General features: G+C 43.2%; 14 protein-coding genes. 3 read left to right on the top strand and 11 right to left on the bottom strand.

From position 1 onward, the window contains the following. Positions 1–67 precede the first annotated feature (67 nt). The 7 genes from pyk to dnaE form a co-directional block, all read right to left on the bottom strand. Positions 68–1,828 (bottom strand): pyruvate kinase, encoded by a 1,761-nt coding sequence (gene pyk / locus LQ203_RS00720; protein WP_230154714.1) that lies wholly within the window; start codon positions 1,826–1,828, stop codon positions 68–70. A 127-nt stretch (positions 1,829–1,955) separates the two neighbouring features. Continuing rightward, positions 1,956–2,915 carry a 6-phosphofructokinase gene (gene pfkA, locus LQ203_RS00715; RefSeq protein ID WP_230154712.1) on the bottom strand — a complete coding sequence of 320 codons (960 nt, stop codon included), beginning with the start codon at positions 2,913–2,915 and terminating at the stop codon, positions 1,956–1,958. A 286-nt stretch (positions 2,916–3,201) separates the two neighbouring features. Beyond that, positions 3,202–4,200: an acetyl-CoA carboxylase carboxyl transferase subunit alpha gene (gene accA / locus LQ203_RS00710; RefSeq protein ID WP_230154709.1), complete on the bottom strand. Its 999-nt coding sequence runs from the start codon at positions 4,198–4,200 to the stop codon at positions 3,202–3,204. Next, entirely contained in the window at positions 4,200–5,060 is an 861-nt protein-coding gene (gene accD / locus LQ203_RS00705; protein WP_230154707.1) for an acetyl-CoA carboxylase, carboxyltransferase subunit beta, read from the bottom strand. The genes accA and accD overlap by 1 nt, the downstream gene beginning before the upstream one ends. Positions 5,061–5,151: 91 nt before the next feature. Next, positions 5,152–5,781, bottom strand: a complete 630-nt coding sequence (locus LQ203_RS00700) for a GntR family transcriptional regulator (protein ID WP_290370499.1) — start codon at positions 5,779–5,781, stop codon at positions 5,152–5,154. 5 nt (positions 5,782–5,786) lie between these two features. Further along, complete coding sequence (locus LQ203_RS00695; protein ID WP_230154705.1) at positions 5,787–7,028, bottom strand: malic enzyme-like NAD(P)-binding protein; 1,242 nt, start codon at positions 7,026–7,028, stop codon at positions 5,787–5,789. A 110-nt stretch (positions 7,029–7,138) separates the two neighbouring features. Then, entirely contained in the window at positions 7,139–10,498 is a 3,360-nt protein-coding gene (dnaE, locus tag LQ203_RS00690; protein ID WP_356713557.1) for a DNA polymerase III subunit alpha, read from the bottom strand. Between the two features lie 182 nt (positions 10,499–10,680). On the opposite strand from dnaE, the gene LQ203_RS00685 reads away from it, so the two are divergent. Together LQ203_RS00685 and ytrI are read left to right on the top strand one after the other, a co-directional pair. Further along, the gene (locus LQ203_RS00685) at positions 10,681–11,016 is read left to right on the top strand and encodes a YtrH family sporulation protein (RefSeq protein WP_230154703.1); all 336 of its coding nucleotides are present in this window, start codon (positions 10,681–10,683) and stop codon (positions 11,014–11,016) included. After that, entirely contained in the window at positions 11,013–11,516 is a 504-nt protein-coding gene (gene ytrI, locus LQ203_RS00680; protein ID WP_230154702.1) for a sporulation membrane protein YtrI, read from the top strand. Before LQ203_RS00685 ends, ytrI begins: the two co-directional genes overlap by 4 nt. Before the next feature lie 104 nt (positions 11,517–11,620). Here ytrI and LQ203_RS00675 read toward each other — a convergent pair whose 3' ends face one another. Beyond that, on the bottom strand, positions 11,621–12,559 hold the full coding sequence (locus LQ203_RS00675; protein ID WP_230154700.1) for a bifunctional oligoribonuclease/PAP phosphatase NrnA: 939 nt from the start codon (positions 12,557–12,559) through the stop codon (positions 11,621–11,623). A gap of 167 nt (positions 12,560–12,726) precedes the next feature. Between LQ203_RS00675 and LQ203_RS00670 the strand changes: the two genes are divergently transcribed. Beyond that, positions 12,727–13,029, top strand: a complete 303-nt coding sequence (locus LQ203_RS00670; protein WP_230154697.1) for a YtpI family protein — start codon at positions 12,727–12,729, stop codon at positions 13,027–13,029. A gap of 36 nt (positions 13,030–13,065) precedes the next feature. Here the strand turns inward: LQ203_RS00670 and LQ203_RS00665 are convergent, their stop codons facing one another. The 3 genes from LQ203_RS00665 to LQ203_RS00655 form a co-directional block, all read right to left on the bottom strand. Then, positions 13,066–14,385 (bottom strand): DRTGG domain-containing protein, encoded by a 1,320-nt coding sequence (locus LQ203_RS00665; protein WP_230154695.1) that lies wholly within the window; start codon positions 14,383–14,385, stop codon positions 13,066–13,068. Between the two features lie 71 nt (positions 14,386–14,456). Further along, positions 14,457–14,681 (bottom strand): hypothetical protein, encoded by a 225-nt coding sequence (locus tag LQ203_RS00660; RefSeq protein WP_230154687.1) that lies wholly within the window; start codon positions 14,679–14,681, stop codon positions 14,457–14,459. Positions 14,682–15,328: 647 nt separating this feature from the next. Further along, positions 15,329–16,009 carry a metal-dependent hydrolase gene (locus LQ203_RS00655; protein ID WP_230154685.1) on the bottom strand — a complete coding sequence of 227 codons (681 nt, stop codon included), beginning with the start codon at positions 16,007–16,009 and terminating at the stop codon, positions 15,329–15,331. Between the last annotated feature and the right edge of the window lie 108 nt (positions 16,010–16,117).

The raw sequence follows: 16,117 nt of genomic DNA, 5'->3' as shown, positions 1-16,117 counted from the left end.
ACAGCCCATTTCTGGTGCGGTACATCCATCTTACCTCATTCGACCGGAATTTAGCCAAAAATTCGTTTTATAAAACGTTAGCATGGCCATCATAGATGATTCCACGACCGGCATCGACCGTTATTCTTTGTCCATCCGTGAATATTTTGCTCGCGTTTTCCGCCCCGACGATGACAGGAATACCCAAAGTGACCCCTACAACAGCTGCATGGCTTGTTAAACCGCCTTCTTCCGTTATCAATGCGGCACACTTTTCAATCGCTGGCATCATATCGCGATCCGAACCGATTGTAACCAATACAGAGCCTTCCTTCACTTTTTCCAAAGCTTCCTTGGCATTCTTGGCTACAACCACTTCACCTTTCGATGATTTCCTGCCGATTCCTTGAGCCTTCAAAAGAACCTCACCTAACACATGAATTTTCATCAAGTTAGTCGTACCTGTTTCACCTACAGGCACACCGGCTGTTATGACGACTAAATCTCCATGGGAAACTAAGCCTGAATGCAAGCTTTCATCGATTGCAGTTTGAAGCATTTCATCCGTAGTCGTCGCTTTTGGACCAATCTGCGGGTAAACGCCCCAAGCCAGTGCAAGCCGTCTTGAAACATGATCATTGGATGTAACGGCAATGATCGGTGCTTTAGGGCGGTATTTGGAAATCATCCTTGCCGTATGGCCACTCTCGGTAGGAGTGATGATTGCACCGGCATTTAGATTAAGTGCAGTGTGAGCAACGGACTGACCAATGGCATCCGTTACATTATAACGGTTCAGTTTACTTCTTACTGATAATATTTCCCGATAATTAAGCGCGGTTTCTGCACGTGAAGCAATGTTATGCATAGTTTGCACAGCTTCGACAGGATAGGTTCCTGCAGCTGTTTCACCAGAAAGCATGATGGCATCCGTTCCATCAAATATGGCATTGGCTACGTCACTTGCTTCTGCACGGGTAGGCCTTGGGTTACGTTGCATCGAATCGAGCATTTGTGTAGCCGTTATGACCGGTTTCCCGGCATTGTTACATTTTTTGATCATTTGTTTTTGGACTAACGGCACTTCTTCTGCAGGAATTTCCACACCCAAATCTCCACGTGCTACCATCAAGCCGTCTGAAACTTCCAAGATTTCATCAAGTCGGTCAACACCTTCTTGATTTTCAATTTTAGGAATGATTTGAATATGTTCCGCTCGATTTTGCTGCAGTAATTCACGCACTTCAAGCACGTCGGAAGCCCTGCGTACAAATGAAGCAGCCACAAAGTCAATACCCTGTTCGATTCCAAACAGGATGTCTTGTTCGTCCTTCTCCGTTATGCCTGGCAGTTTCACCGAAACACCTGGCACATTTACGCCCTTTTTATTCTTCAGTGTGCCGCTGTTCAATATTTTGGTATGGATTTCTTTTCTGACCTGATCTATCTTCAACACTTCAAGTCCAATCAATCCATCATCCAAAAGGATTTTGGATCCTTCATGGACATCATGTAGAAGCCCTTCATAAGTAATGGAGAATTTTTCGGGAGTTCCCAAAACTTCATTCATGGAAATAATGACTTCATTGCCAGCTACCAGCTCCATGGAATCATTCTCCATGTTATTTGTCCGTATTTCAGGTCCTTTTGTATCCAACAGGATAGCAACCTGTTTCCCTGCTTTTTCACTAGCTTCTCTAATGTTGCGGATTCTTGCGGCATGTTCTTCATGATTGCCATGAGAAAAGTTAAGCCGAGCTACATTCATCCCCGCTTCTATTAATTCAACCAGCTTTTCTATACTTTCACTTGCGGGGCCAATCGTACAAACAATCTTGGTTTTTCGCATGGTGTCATCCTCCTTTAAGGAAAACTCGCCGCCTGCCCACCTTTTAAAAGTCAGGGGCGTAGTATGGTTATTTGTCTCTTCTTTTTAATAAATAATTCTTGAAAAAGCAAATATGGGTCTTAACAGATTAAATAGATAATTCCGAGGATAAATCATACATTTTCTTGTCAATTGTATGAGGTTTAGCAAGGGCTTCGATGATATCATAATCTACAAGGCGATTTTGTTCTATCCCTACAGCCCTGCCCCCTTTTCCATCAAGCAGCAATTCCACACCTCTTGCTCCAAGTCGACTTGCCAATACCCGGTCATTTGCCGAAGGAGATCCACCGCGCTGAACATGGCCTAGAACCGTAACACGTGTTTCAACTCCTGCTTTCTCCTCAATTTTCCTGGAGACATCAACAGCACTTCCAACACCTTCAGCAACTATGATGATGCTGTGCTTTTTCCCACGGTCATGTCCGCGGTTCAACTTCCCGATCAGCTCGTCCATGTCGTAATCATATTCAGGACAAAGAATCGTTTCCGCCCCGCCAGCCAATCCGGCCCAAAGCGCAATATCGCCGGCATTTCTCCCCATTACTTCAACCACATAAGTTCTTTCATGAGAAGTCGCGGTATCCCGAATTTTGTCGATCGCATCGATTACTGTATTTAAGGCGGTATCAAAACCTATGGTAAAATCCGTGCCCGGTATGTCATTATCAATGGTCCCAGGAACTCCGATACAAGGGTAACCCCTTTCAGTCAAAGCCTTCGCCCCTCTGTATGAACCATCGCCACCTATTATGACAATTCCCTCAATACCATGATTATTAAGTTGTTCTATAGCTTTTAGCTGGCCTTCCTCTGTCCTGAATTCCGGACAACGAGCCGTATGTAACATTGTACCGCCGCGATGAATGATATCTCCGACCGATCCTAATTCAAGCTGCCTTATATCGCCATTTATCAGACCCTGGTAGCCATGGTAAATTCCGAAGACCTCCATCTCATGAAAAATTGCTTTCCGGACAACCGCACGGACAGCTGCATTCATACCTGGAGAATCTCCCCCACTTGTCAATACACCTATTCTTTTCATAAAAGTCACCTCTCTACAGCACTAATCGATTTTAAGCTCACAATACCTTCGTTATATCATTGTACCCTTTTTCAAGCTTCAATAAGCAGTAATTACCCACTTATGCCACACTTGATGTTATAAGCCTAACCGATTCTCTTCAGAAATTGAAGTAAAATGGCGCAAAAGTTTACATACTTCACACAAGACGTATTCTATGATTCCCATTAATGCATACATATACTTCCAATGAAAGGCTGAAAAAACGTGTTGCCCAAGGCACCACGTTTTTTCTATTGCTAAATGTTTATGAATGCTGTTCCACTTCCTTAGGTTTCCCCTCAGATTGCTTTTCAAATTCATATTCACCGATTTTCTTGAATTTCATGTAACGCTGATTAATAAGTTCATCACTGTTCAATGGCAATAGTTCATTAAATGAACGTGTCAGGATTTCCTTGATGGCTTCTGCCTGTAAATTGGCATCCCTGTGGGCGCCGCCTCTCACTTCAGGAATGATCTCATCGATGACACCTAAGCGATTTAAGTCAGGAGCCGTGATTTTCATCGTTTCCGCAGCCCTCTTAGCCTGCGAAGCATCCTTCCACAGCAAGGCCGCAGCTCCTTCAGGAGAAATTACCGAGTATGTTGAATTCTCAAGCATGAAAATTCGGTCTCCAACTCCAAGTGCCAATGCACCACCGCTTCCGCCTTCACCTATGACAATACTGATGACCGGCACTTTCAGCCCTGCCATTTCGAAAAGGTTTTTCGCAATAGCTTCACTTTGTCCGCGCTCTTCAGCAGCTTTACCAGGAAAAGCACCCTTCGTATCAATAAAACAAATAATCGGTCGATTGAACTTTTCCGCCTGTTTCATCAGGCGCAAAGCTTTTCGATAGCCTTCCGGATGGGGCATACCAAAGTTACGACGGATGTTTTCCTTCGTATCTTTACCCCTTTGATGACCGATGACTGTAACAGCCCGTCCATCAAACTCCGCAATTCCAGCAACGATCGCTTCATCATCCCCATAATAACGATCACCATGAAACTCTAGGAAGTCGTTGAATAATAGCGGGATGTAGTCAAGCGTCGTCGGGCGGGCCGGATGCCGGGCAATCTGAACACGATCCCACGGTTTTAAATGGTTATAAATATCCACTTCCAGCTTCTCTAATCGTTTTTCCAACGTTTCGATTTCAACCGTAAGATCTACCTCAGCATCCTTCGTAATTGCCTTCAGCTCTTTAATCTTATTTCTCAGGTCCGTAACAGGACGCTCGAACTCTAATTCATATATCATTACCATTCACCCCCCGGGGCATGGATTTTAAGGATCGTCGTTAAGGTTTCTTTCAATTCCGTACGTTTAACGACCGCATCCAATTGGCCGTGCTTCATCAAGAATTCAGCCGTTTGGAAGTCTTCAGGAAGCTCTTCATGAATCGTCTGTTCAATGATTCTTCGCCCCGCAAAGCCAATCAGGGCTCCAGGTTCGGCAAGGTTAATATCACCAAGTGATGCGAAACTTGCCGAAACCCCGCCTGTGGTAGGGTGGGTCATCATTGAAATGATCAGACCGCCTTCGTTGCTGAGCATCTTTAGTGCAGCACTTGTCTTGGCCATCTGCATCAAGCTTAAAACACCTTCCTGCATCCGAGCGCCGCCTGATGCCGTAAATATGATAAACGGAATCTTCAATTCACCTGCACGTTCAATGGCACGGGTGATTTTTTCCCCAACAACGGAGCCCATGCTTCCCATCCGAAAATTGGAATCCATGATGGCGGTTGATACTTGGTAGCCATTGATGCTCGCGACTCCTGTAACAACTGCTTCATTAATTTTGGCTTTCTTTTTATCCTTTTCCAATTTATCCAAGTAATCCGGAAATTCAAGTGGATTAACTGAAATCATTTCTTTATCAAATTCATTAAAACTGCCGGCATCGAATAAACTTTCGATACGCTCATGGGAAGACATCGAATGGTGGAACCCACAATGCAGACAGACTTTCTTGTTTTTCACTAATTCTTTTGTATACATGATTTTTTTACAGCCGGGACATTTTGTCATAATTCCTTCTGGTACATCTTGTTTCTCCCGATCTAAAGGAACCGTTGCATACTTCTTCTTAGACTTCGCAAATAGCTCTTTAAGCAAGCTTAATCCTCCCTTTACCACCAATTATCTATTTTTATGATACTTGGTACAAACTATATCAGAAATAAAATTAGTATCGTGTAAAAAGGTGTCACTCGTCCTTCGACATATTTCTAATTCTAATAAGATACGTTTCGATGGCTTTTTCTTCATCCCGTTCAAGCAAATATGTAAGAAGTGCCAGATATTCTTCTTTTCTTACATTACCTTGTACCATCTCTGATGTTCTCGCGTAGCTGTTGATAATGCGCCAAATTCTTTCCAGCAATCGATTGCGGTTCAATATGGCAATTCTTAAGAAGAAATCATCATCACGAAACTCACCTGCTCTGACCCAGGCAATTAATCGTTTGATGTCTTCAGCCGTAGCAAAAAAGGCGACGATCCTTAAACAATCTATTTCAATCAACCTTTTCGTCTCAGCCAAATCTTCTTGTACCTTTTTGTCTTGCAAAAAAAAGGTTCCCAGAAGCTCGACTAGCTTATGCTCCTGGAAATCCCTGATAAACGTCCCTTCACCACGCCTTGTTTCAATTAACCCTAATAACTCTAAGGCACGGAGTGCTTCACGGACTGAGGAACGACCAACATTCAACCGATCCGATAACTCCCTTTCTGAAGGGATTTTATCTCCCGGCAGGAGGCTGTCCGCTTCAATCATGCTGCGTAGGCTCTCAACAACTTCGAGATAAATTTTGGATGAAGAAGTACGTTCTGCCAAATTAATTATTCCTCACTTTTTCCAATGATCGCTAATTTCCTTGTTTTTTCTTTAATTTCCTCAGGATCCACATGAATTCTAGCCACTCCCGTTTCCATCGCTGCCTTGGCAACTGCAGCTGCAACGGCAGGAGCTACTCTCGCATCAAAAGGAGCAGGAATAACATAGTCTTCATTTAACTCATTTTCTTCTATTAAACCGGCAATGGCCTGTACTGCAGCTACTTTCATTTTTTCATTGATATGAGTCGCACGTACATCCAAGGCACCACGGAAAATTCCTGGGAAAGCAAGAACGTTATTCACTTGGTTCGGAAAATCCGAACGGCCTGTTCCAACAACCTTGGCACCCGCTGCTTTCGCTTCCTCTGGCATGATTTCCGGATCTGGATTAGCCATCGCGAATATGATCGCATCCCGGTTCATTGTAGAAACCATTTCTTTAGTCAACGCACCTGCGGCTGAAACACCTATAAATACATCCGCGTCATGAATGACCGATTCCAAAGGACCTGAAAGCTTATTTCGATTAGTCACTTTCGCCACTTGTTCTTTTATTTCATTCATGCCTGACGAACGGCCCTCATAAATGGCACCTTTCGTGTCACACATGATAATGTCACGAACTCCATAGCTATAAAGCAATTTAATGATTGCAATTCCAGCAGCGCCGGCTCCATTTGCTACCACTTTAATTTCTGATATTGATTTATTCACAAGACGTAAAGCATTTACAAGACCGGCAACAGTTACAATTGCTGTACCGTGCTGATCATCATGAAAAACAGGAATATTCATTTCTTTCTTAAGTCTTTCTTCAATTTCAAAACAGTTCGGTGCGGCAATGTCCTCTAAATTCACTCCCCCGAATGTTGGCTCGAGTAATTTAACGGTCTCTACAATTTTATCCACATCCGTCGTTTTTAAACAAATTGGAAAAGAGTCTACTCCTGCGAAGCTTTTAAATAATACGGCTTTACCTTCCATAACTGGCAAAGCGGCTTCAGGGCCAATGTTTCCAAGTCCCAACACTGCAGTTCCATCAGAAATTACTGCGACAGTATTCCCCTTCATCGTATAGTCATATACGGTTTCTGGCTTATCGTAAATTTCTTTACACGGTTCTGCGACACCAGGAGAATAAGCTAGGCTTAAATCTTCGGCATTCCTAACCTGTACTTTTGAAACAGTTTCTAATTTCCCTTGATTCAAGCGATGCATATGTAATGCTTCTTCTCTTAATGTCATATTTTCACTCCTAAACAAATTGGTAAACCCGAAACTATATGCTGAAATCTAGTGGTCAGACCACAGCGGCCTGTTCTCAATATAACATATCTATTAAAGTTGTAAAACAGTTATTCTCTCTTATAAACGACATTCGCTTTTCCAACAGCATTACCTAATGAGGCAATCAGACTGTCTGTTGGATTGACCCAATCCCAATAAGACAGCTGAACATAGCGGTTTTCCCTTTCGTAAAAAAGCATGACCTTCGCTTCGCCGCTATGCTGCATTAAAATTTTTTTTATTTTTTGTAGCGTGTCCTTCGTTTGCTTGTCAGCTTCAATTTTCAGGAAAATAGTTCCATTTCTTTCCTCTTTCATCTGCTTCACTTTTTCAAGCGGGTAGATGTTCCTGATCAGGAGCTGGGTTTTTCCATCCCGTTCTTCCAACGTACCCTGCAGCATAATGAGTTGTCCATGGTTCAAATCTGCAGAATGGTTTTTATACACATTGGGGAAAACTACGGCTTCAATGTCCCCCTCTTCATCACTGACGCTCAAAAAGGCCATCACATCGCCCTTTTTTGTCCTTATCGTTTTTACAGACGTAATATATGCGCCTAGTAAGACTTTTGACTCCTTTTTATTTGTCGCTTCGTCTATGGTCAAACAGCCAAAGTACTGAAAAAGTTCCCTGTAGCTTGTCACCGGATGATTCGATAAATAAAGGCCCAAAGCGCTTTTTTCCAAGAACAGTTTATGTTCGATTGGAATTGGCTCGACACGGTTGTATTTCGGTTTGAGTGAAAACTCGCCATCCGAAAACATATCAAATAGATCATCGTCTGGATTTACCAGTTCCGTATGGCTAATCGCTACGTCCAAACTAGCCAACAATGTGGCCCGGTCTTCACCGAATTCATCAAATGCACCTGAATGCACTAGCGCCTCCAACACTTTTCTATTTACGATTTTCCCCGATACCCGCAAACAGAAATCGAATAAATCAACGAATTTCTTTTGCCGTCTGGCAGCAAAGATTTCTTTTAAAACTGTACCGCCTATCCCTTTTATGGCTCCGAGGCTAAAGCGGATCCCTTCCTTTTCCGGTAAAAAAGGGTAGCCGCTCAGGTTAATTGATGGGGTCAGAACGTTTATCCCCTTCTTTTTTGCCTCACGGATATATTGGGAAATCTTTTCCTCGTTCCCAATCACCGATGTCATGAGGGCTGCCATGAAATATTCCGGATGGTGGGTTTTCAAGTAACCTAGCTGATAGGCAATGAAACTATATGCGACCGCATGGCTTCTGTTGAATCCGTAGTTAGCAAAGCGGACGATCAAGGTATAAATCTCATCTGCCGTTTTTTCGGAATATCCTTGTTTCAACGCCCCGCTCACAAAATGCTGACGCTCCTGATCGAGAACATCCTTCTTCTTCTTCGAGACGGCCCGCCGCAGCAGGTCAGCCTCCCCAAGTGTAAACCCAGCCAGCCGAGAGGCAATTTGCATGATTTGTTCTTGATAAACGATGACTCCATATGTAGGCTCAAGAATATCCTTCAAATCCTGGTGCAAGTAATCAATCGGGACCAATCCATGTTTTCGTTCGATGAACAATGGTATGTTTTCCATCGGTCCCGGACGATATAGGGCATTGACTGCGACGATATCCTCGAATCGGTTCGGTTTCAACTTGATCAAAACCTTTCTGATACCATCAGATTCAAATTGAAACACTCCAGTTGTTTCCCCTCTCCCTAAAAGGGCTAACGTCTCGGGATCATCCATTGGTATATGGGATAAGTCCAGCTTTTTCCCAGTTCCCTTTTGGATATTTTTTAAAATATTATCGAGTAGTGTCAAATTCCGGAGTCCGAGAAAATCCATTTTAAGAAGGCCAAGTTCTTCTAGGAGGTCCATTGGATATTGAGTCAGATGGATGCCGTCATGCCCTTTAGTAATCGGGATATGATCAGTCAAAGCCTGGTCGCTGATGACGACGCCTGCGGCATGTGTCGACGCATGTCGTGGCAGGCCTTCAAGCAATAACGCCGTTTGAAAAAGTTTTTGATTCAAGTCACTCTCATTAACGAATTCACGCAGCCTTTTCGATTCCTTGAACGCTTCAGGAAGGGTGATGCCCAGACGATTTGGAATCATTTTCGATACAGCTTCCTGTTCCTTTGAATTCAAGCCGAAAACTCGTCCTGTGTCCCTTAATGCAGCTTTGGCAGCTAAAGTTCCGAACGTAATGATTTGTGCTACATGAAGTTCCCCGTATTTCTTCGCGACATAGGCAATCACTTCTTCACGGCGGTTATCAGGAAAATCAATATCGATATCCGGCATCGAGACTCTTTCTGGATTCAGGAAACGCTCGAACAGCAGGGAATGTTCGATTGGATCGACATCCGTTATCGAGAGGACGTAAGCGACCATCGATCCGGCGGCAGATCCCCTTCCAGGCCCTGTCAGGATTTGGTTGTCCTTAGCGAATTTCATGAAGTCCCAAACGATTAAAAAGTAATCGCTGAATTTCATCTTGGCAATGACATCCAACTCATACCGAAGGCGCTCTTCATATTGACTCGATGGCTCTGACAGTCTTTTCTTTAATCCCTGGAAACAGACGGCTTCTAGCATTTCCTCAGCTGTGACGCCAGCTTCAGTAGGGTACTTAGGCAGCAGGGAAAGATGAAACGGAATTTCAAGATTGCATTGCGCGGCAATATGGAGCGTATTTTCAAGTGCATCAGGTCTATCATGGAATAGTTCTGCTATTTGAGCCCGGCTTTTTAAATAAAATTGGTTGGACTCAGGCACCGTGTGCCCCTCATCCGCCAGCTTGTCGCCATTTCCAATGGCCAGCAGCACTTCTTGGGCGAGTGCATCGGTTTCGTTTAAATAATAGACCGGATTCGTCGCTACGGTCTTTATCCCTAAATCTCTCGCCAACAGACTTATGTCTTCGTTCCCTTTCTCCTCATTCGCAATTGACAGTCTCTGTATCGATACATAAAAGTTATCAGACCCAAAAATCTGCTGGAACCGCTTTGCTGCCTGTTTGGCTTCCTCCGGCCTTTCTTCCCTCAAAAGCAGTTCTATTTGTCCCTCTGCTCCCGGTGTGATTGCTATCAATCCCTTGGAATAGGCTTTGAGCCAGTTCATCGGTATGCCTGACGGAGATTTCGTTTTTATGGCACTGCTTATTTTAAGCAGGTTTTGATATCCTTGTAGATTTTTTGCTAATAACAGAAGTCCATGTGCATTTTCCTGTTCATCCAGGACATCTGCAAGAATGCCGATGATCGGCTTTATTCCCTGTCTCTTGCATTCTTTATAAAAATAGACCGAACCGTACATAACATTTCGATCGGTTAAGGCAAGACTTGTACAGCCATCCGCTTTCGCTTTGGCCACAAGTTCAGTGATCTTCACCGTACTTGTAAGCAGGCTGTATCCGCTCTGAATATGGAGATGAGTATACACGTTTTTTCTCCCACCTTTGTAAGGCATGTTTCTTTTCATTATAGTGTTTATTTCAAAAAAAGAAAATATGTTCTCATTACCAATGCAATTTCCCACCCTGATTTCCGCCGACTATCATAATACCTCTGCACGTCCCATATAAATAGAATAGAAGAATATCAAGCTAAAAAGGATGATGATACATGAATGAAGCCTTTGTTCCAGCCTTTCTCAACAGCTTTTTCATATCGCTTGGCGTTTTGCTTGGCGGCTCGTTAATTGGGGGCCTCGCCGCTTTTTTTACGGGACAAGCCCCGATGACGACTGTGTTCCGGCTATCGGACAGCCTGCGTATTTGGGCGATTGTCGCTGCCATCGGGGGTACATTTGATATGGTCTATAATTTCGAACGCGGTATTTTCCACGGAGAAACGAAGGATATCGTCAAACAGGTCCTATTGATTCTTTCTGCACTTGGCGGTGCACAGACAGGAGCACTGATCATCAACTGGTTCACGCAGGAGCATATCTCATCATGAGGATTCCCCCTTATCACCGGGCACCCACCTGGCAGCGTTTTTTTGCCGGGGCTGCACTAGGCGGATTGCTCAGCTGGGTGATTTTCTTTTATATGTATGGGGTCCAGCAAGAAAAGCAGATCCGGACCCTTCATGAACAAAGAGAGGAGATTAAGGATCTAAACGAAGAAATCTCCATTTGGGAGCAGGATTATAAAAAGTTAAATCAGAAAAACGAAGAGATCTTAACAATTCAAGAAGTTGAAGTAACCATTACGAATGAAAAATACAGCCTCGATCGGCTCAGTATTGCCGAAGCAGAGGATGTGATAGAGGACGACCTTTCCTCACTTCTCGCCAAAGATGTCGTTAGCGTATATAACGGAAAGTCGCTATTGAAAAAATCGATTGAAAATAAAATCGTGACCATCAATAAAAAGCGTTATCAACTTGAAGTCGTTGAAATCATGTATTATACAAAAATGAACATTGAACTCAAACTGAAAAGGACTACTTCTTAAATGTAGACGATATGGTAATGCCCTTTTAATTTTCCACCAAATTTAAAGACCAAATCATATACGATTTGGTCTTTAAATCATGCAACAAAACTATTTACTGTTTTTCATTCCGCTTTATTCAACTCTTCCATATCAGCAAGGATATTATCCACTTCATCCCAAGAGTGTATGGAAGCTCCTGCCGCAAGCGGATGGCCGCCGCCGTTATATTTCCGGGCAATCGTATTGATGATTGGACCTTTAGAACGGAATCGGACACGGATTTCTTTATCCTCTTCTATGAAAAAGACCCATGATTTAACATTTTTAATCGAACCGAGCGAGGAAACGAGTTGAGACGCCTCAGATGTCGAGGCATGGAATTTTTCAAGTATATCTTTCGTTATGATCATTTTCCCCGTTCCATTTGGGAGGATTTCGAAATGCTGCAATACATAGCCATTCAACCGGACAATGCTTTCATTGACATCATACATCTCCTGATATAACTGCGGGCGGGAAAACGAATAGTGAATCAATTCACTAGCATAGGCAAATGTCTTTTCAGTCGTACTTTGGAATAGGAAACGTCCTGTATCGCCAACGATGCCTGCATAAAGAAGACGCGCCGCTTCATCACTCATCTTCAAGCCTTGTTCTTTACCAAACTGGTATAAATCATAAATCATTTCACTAGTGGAACTTGCTGATGTATCAACCCAACGCATATCTCCATATGGATCTTCATTCGGATGATGATCAATCTTAATCACTTTATCCCCGGTCTTATACCGTACATCACAAATCCGGTCAGTATTCGCGGTATCACAAACGATGACCAAAGCACCTTGGTAGGTTTCATCCGAAATTTCATCGAGCCTTCTTAAGTAATTCAATGATGGTTCTTCTCTTCCAACCGTGAATATTCGCTTTTCAGGGAAAGATGCTTTCAGGATTTCTGCCAATCCCCCCTGTGAACCATAAGCGTCCGGGTCTGGACGAACATGACGATGGAGAATGATAGTATCATAACGCTTTATTTCTGCTAAGATTTCAGCTTTCATATAGATCTCCCTCCACATATGTAGTATCGTGCCTAATAAAGATGATATATTTCATTTAATCAAAAAATTGGGGAAATAGGAAGACTCATCTTGTTTACTGTGGCATTCTATTTCAATTCCCGCTACAATAAAAAGGTACATATGTTAAATTGGGGGAATTTTAAACGATGCCTATTCTTGTCACCTTGATTGTTCTTTCACTAGGGGTCTATCTGTTTTATAAAATTAAATCGGTACGCACCAAAATGCCGATGGAGAAAAAGTGGATTTCCGGGAAATCTTCCATTGCCCTTGGTGCGTTTGTCGCACTATTCGGAATCAATCAGCTTTTTCTCTTCCACACGACCACCACTTATATCATCGCTGCCGTTTTCATCTCTGTTGGCCTATTCAGCGTTTGGGGAGGCTATAAAATGTATAAGTTTTACCTGCCGCATGCGATCGAAGAGGCCGCAAATCAAAAAGGATAATCGAATTTCGATTATCCTTTTTGATTTATTCATTTTTCATGATCTGTCAAGCAATTGGCAAGTTAACATCGCCTTGCCGACAAGCTTGCCTTGGTTATATACCTCGACATCCACTTTTCCGAATTTACGCCCTACATCAAGGACACGAGGATGGATTTCGAGTGTACTATCGATCTGGACTGGCTTGATGAAATAAATCATCATATTTTCCACGACCAAGTCACCGCGCTTATAGCTTCGAAGTGCCCGGTTCGCTGAATCGGTAACCAATGTCGTGAACACACCGCTGGAAATGGTTCCAAGATAATTGGTCATTTGCGGAGTGACACCATAGTTATACACTTCCTCGCCCTTCCCACGATTCGATGTCATCACAAGCTGGCTTGTGATCGTATCATCGATCGTTTCGCCTACCTGAGGCTGCCTTTGACTCATTTGAAGTGCCTTCAGTACATCCTGCCTGCTCACGATCCCCTTTAGGATATGGCTGTCATTAACGACAGGGATCAACTCGATGCCTTCCCAAACCATCATATGGGCAGATGATGCAACACTCGTTTTATCGCCTACAGTCATTGGATTTTTCGTCATGACCTTTTCAATGAGCGTCAACTCTTCCTGACCAATGATATCTTTTGATGTGACCATTCCTTGAACCTTCATATTGTCATCGACAACAGGGAAACGGCTATGCCCTGATTCCTGATTGAGTTCATGCCAAGTCTGAACCCGGTCACCGATTGTTAAAAAGGTCGTTTCCTGAACAGGTGTCAAAATATCCTCCACCAGCAAGATTTCCTTTTTAATCAATTGATCATAGATCGCCCGATTGATCATCGTTGCGACGGTAAAGGTATCGTAACTTGTTGAAATGACTGGCATCTCCAATTCATCGGCTAACCTTTTAACAGGCTCTTCCGTATCGAACCCCCCGGTGATCAACACCGCTGCACCTGCTTTTAACGCGTTCTCATGGGCCTGAGTACGGTTCCCGACGATCAGCAGATTTCCTGCACCTGTATATCTCATCATGGCATCCAGCTTCATCGCCCCGATGACGAATTTATTTAATGTCTTATGCAGTCCGGTTTTCCCACCCAGAACTTGTCCGTCCACAATATTAACTACCTCAGCAAACGTTAGCTTTTCAATATTCTCTTTTTTCTTTTTCTCAATGCGAATCGTGCCTACCCGCTCAATGGAGCTCACGTAGCCCTGGTTCTCCGCTTCTTTAATTGCCCGGTACGCCGTACCTTCACTAACATTCAATGCTTTCGCAATTTGACGGACGGAAATCTTTTCGCCAACAGGGAGCCCATCGATATGTTTTAATATTTGTTCATGCTTTGTAGCCAAGCGCTTCACCCTTTTCACGGTATTCCTATTCCCCATTATAAGGTCAAAGAGCCCAGTTTATCAAACAACTACTAATGTTGACGCAACCTTTTGTGTTCAAGCGGTCTTTTTACCTTGTGTTTTTTTGGAGAATATAGAATCCCCGTCAGGTTTCCAGCTACCGCCAACAACGCAAACAATAACCAGGAACCTGCAAACAAGCTCTCCAAACCGCCGCTTTCCAACGACAAGCGCGGCACCGCATAATACAGCATCACACCACATAAAAGCAAACATAGTAATAACCTCTGTTTCATCCAAATCCCCCCTTTATCCATTTATTCATTTTATGCCTGTGAAAGGAAAAAAGACTGAACTGAATGAATGAGATTTACTTGCCGATACATCCACTTTGTATTGATTCTCTTTCATTCAAGAGGGTTATATTTACTCGATATACTTAAGTAGGGAAAGTTTTGAATAGACTTATCCTTTCAATAATAGTTGCTTTGAGCGCCCTAACTATAGCTGGCGTTCTGCAGCAGGTGATAAAGTGGCAGAGGAAAATGATTCTAAACAAACAGATAATAAAGAAGTTCAAAATATATCCCAATGAATCTCAAAAATATGGATGACACTTTTGGGGAGAATCGAAAAACTCACTGTACAGGTAGATTGTAGATTGCAAGAAGAACAGGAAGCAGTTGAATTGGAAAAACAACAGGTTCTATCTTCGTTTTAATGCAGAGTGGATTGGAACGGGTGTGAGAGACTCCTGCGGGAGATACGCGTCTAAGGGAGACCCCGCAGGCGCAAAAGCGCCGAGGTCGGACTGCCCGCGGAAAGCGAGTGCCTGGACGGGAAATCAACGGTCAAATTTTACAAACCTAAAAAAAATGTAGACAAACTCCATAATCATCGAGTTTCGTCTACAGTCTGACGGGAGCCCCATAGGCTCCCGCTTTTATAAGTCTATTTCATCTCCGGCTTCCATGATTAGTCCATTTCCCTGTTCAAGCAGGTCAATGAATTGGTTAGGATCCTGTTTGATGACAGGAAAAGTATTGTAATGAATCGGCACAACTTGTTTAGCTTGAAGGAATTTCGCTGCAAGTGCCGCGTCTTCCGGCCCCATGGTGTAATTGTCGCCGATTGGCAAAAATGCAAGATCAATCGGATGTCGCTCCCCGATCAGTTTCATATCGGAAAATACCGCTGTATCCCCTGCATGATAGATGGTTTTCCCTTCTATTGTAAGTAACACGCCGGCAGGCATCCCTAAATAAATGATTTGTCCATCCTCAGTACTGAATCCCGTTCCATGGAAAGCAGGCGTCAGTTTCACTTTTCCAAATTCGAACTCGAAAGCTCCGCCGATGCTCATCCCGTGTGTTCGAACCCCTTGAGAACCAAGGTAGTCAGCTATCTCTGCGACGCCAATGACAAGTGCATCATGTTTCTTAGCCAATTCAACCGTGTCACCGACGTGGTCATTATGACCGTGTGTTAAGATGATCACATCCGGTTTTACGTCTTCCACCTTCAAATCGGTTAGTTCGTTTCCAGTAATGAACGGATCGAATAAAATCGTTTTACCACTCGTTTCGACTTTTACAATTGCATGTCCATGAAAAGATACTTTCATTTCTTATGCTCCTTTCGCATACCCACTAATTTTTAGTATCATTAATCTAACTTAGAACTTTCCCATTTACTATGCTTTTAAATATTGCTAAGGTAATTATATCTTATT

Origin of the sequence: Peribacillus sp. Bi96 (assembly GCF_918698115.1) — a bacterium.
Lineage (GTDB): Bacteria > Bacillota > Bacilli > Bacillales > DSM-1321 > Peribacillus.
Note: the sequence above shows the minus strand (reverse complement) of the source record. Positions and strands in the feature narration are given on the sequence as shown.

Bases quoted from the DNA above. Each gene is read 5' to 3' on its own strand.
- pfkA (WP_230154712.1), bottom strand. From the start codon at position 2,915: ATGAAAAGAATAGGTGTATTGACAAGTGGGGGAGATTCTCCAGGTATG.
- LQ203_RS00670 (WP_230154697.1), top strand. From the start codon at position 12,727: ATGCCTATTCTTGTCACCTTGATTGTTCTTTCACTAGGGGTCTATCTG.
- LQ203_RS00685 (WP_230154703.1), top strand. From the start codon at position 10,681: ATGAATGAAGCCTTTGTTCCAGCCTTTCTCAACAGCTTTTTCATATCG.
- LQ203_RS00660 (WP_230154687.1), bottom strand. From the start codon at position 14,681: ATGAAACAGAGGTTATTACTATGTTTGCTTTTATGTGGTGTGATGCTG.
- LQ203_RS00675 (WP_230154700.1), bottom strand. From the start codon at position 12,559: ATGAAAGCTGAAATCTTAGCAGAAATAAAGCGTTATGATACTATCATT.
- pyk (WP_230154714.1), bottom strand. From the start codon at position 1,828: ATGCGAAAAACCAAGATTGTTTGTACGATTGGCCCCGCAAGTGAAAGT.
- LQ203_RS00695 (WP_230154705.1), bottom strand. From the start codon at position 7,028: ATGACATTAAGAGAAGAAGCATTACATATGCATCGCTTGAATCAAGGG.
- accA (WP_230154709.1), bottom strand. From the start codon at position 4,200: ATGATATATGAATTAGAGTTCGAGCGTCCTGTTACGGACCTGAGAAAT.
- LQ203_RS00655 (WP_230154685.1), bottom strand. From the start codon at position 16,009: ATGAAAGTATCTTTTCATGGACATGCAATTGTAAAAGTCGAAACGAGT.
- ytrI (WP_230154702.1), top strand. From the start codon at position 11,013: ATGAGGATTCCCCCTTATCACCGGGCACCCACCTGGCAGCGTTTTTTT.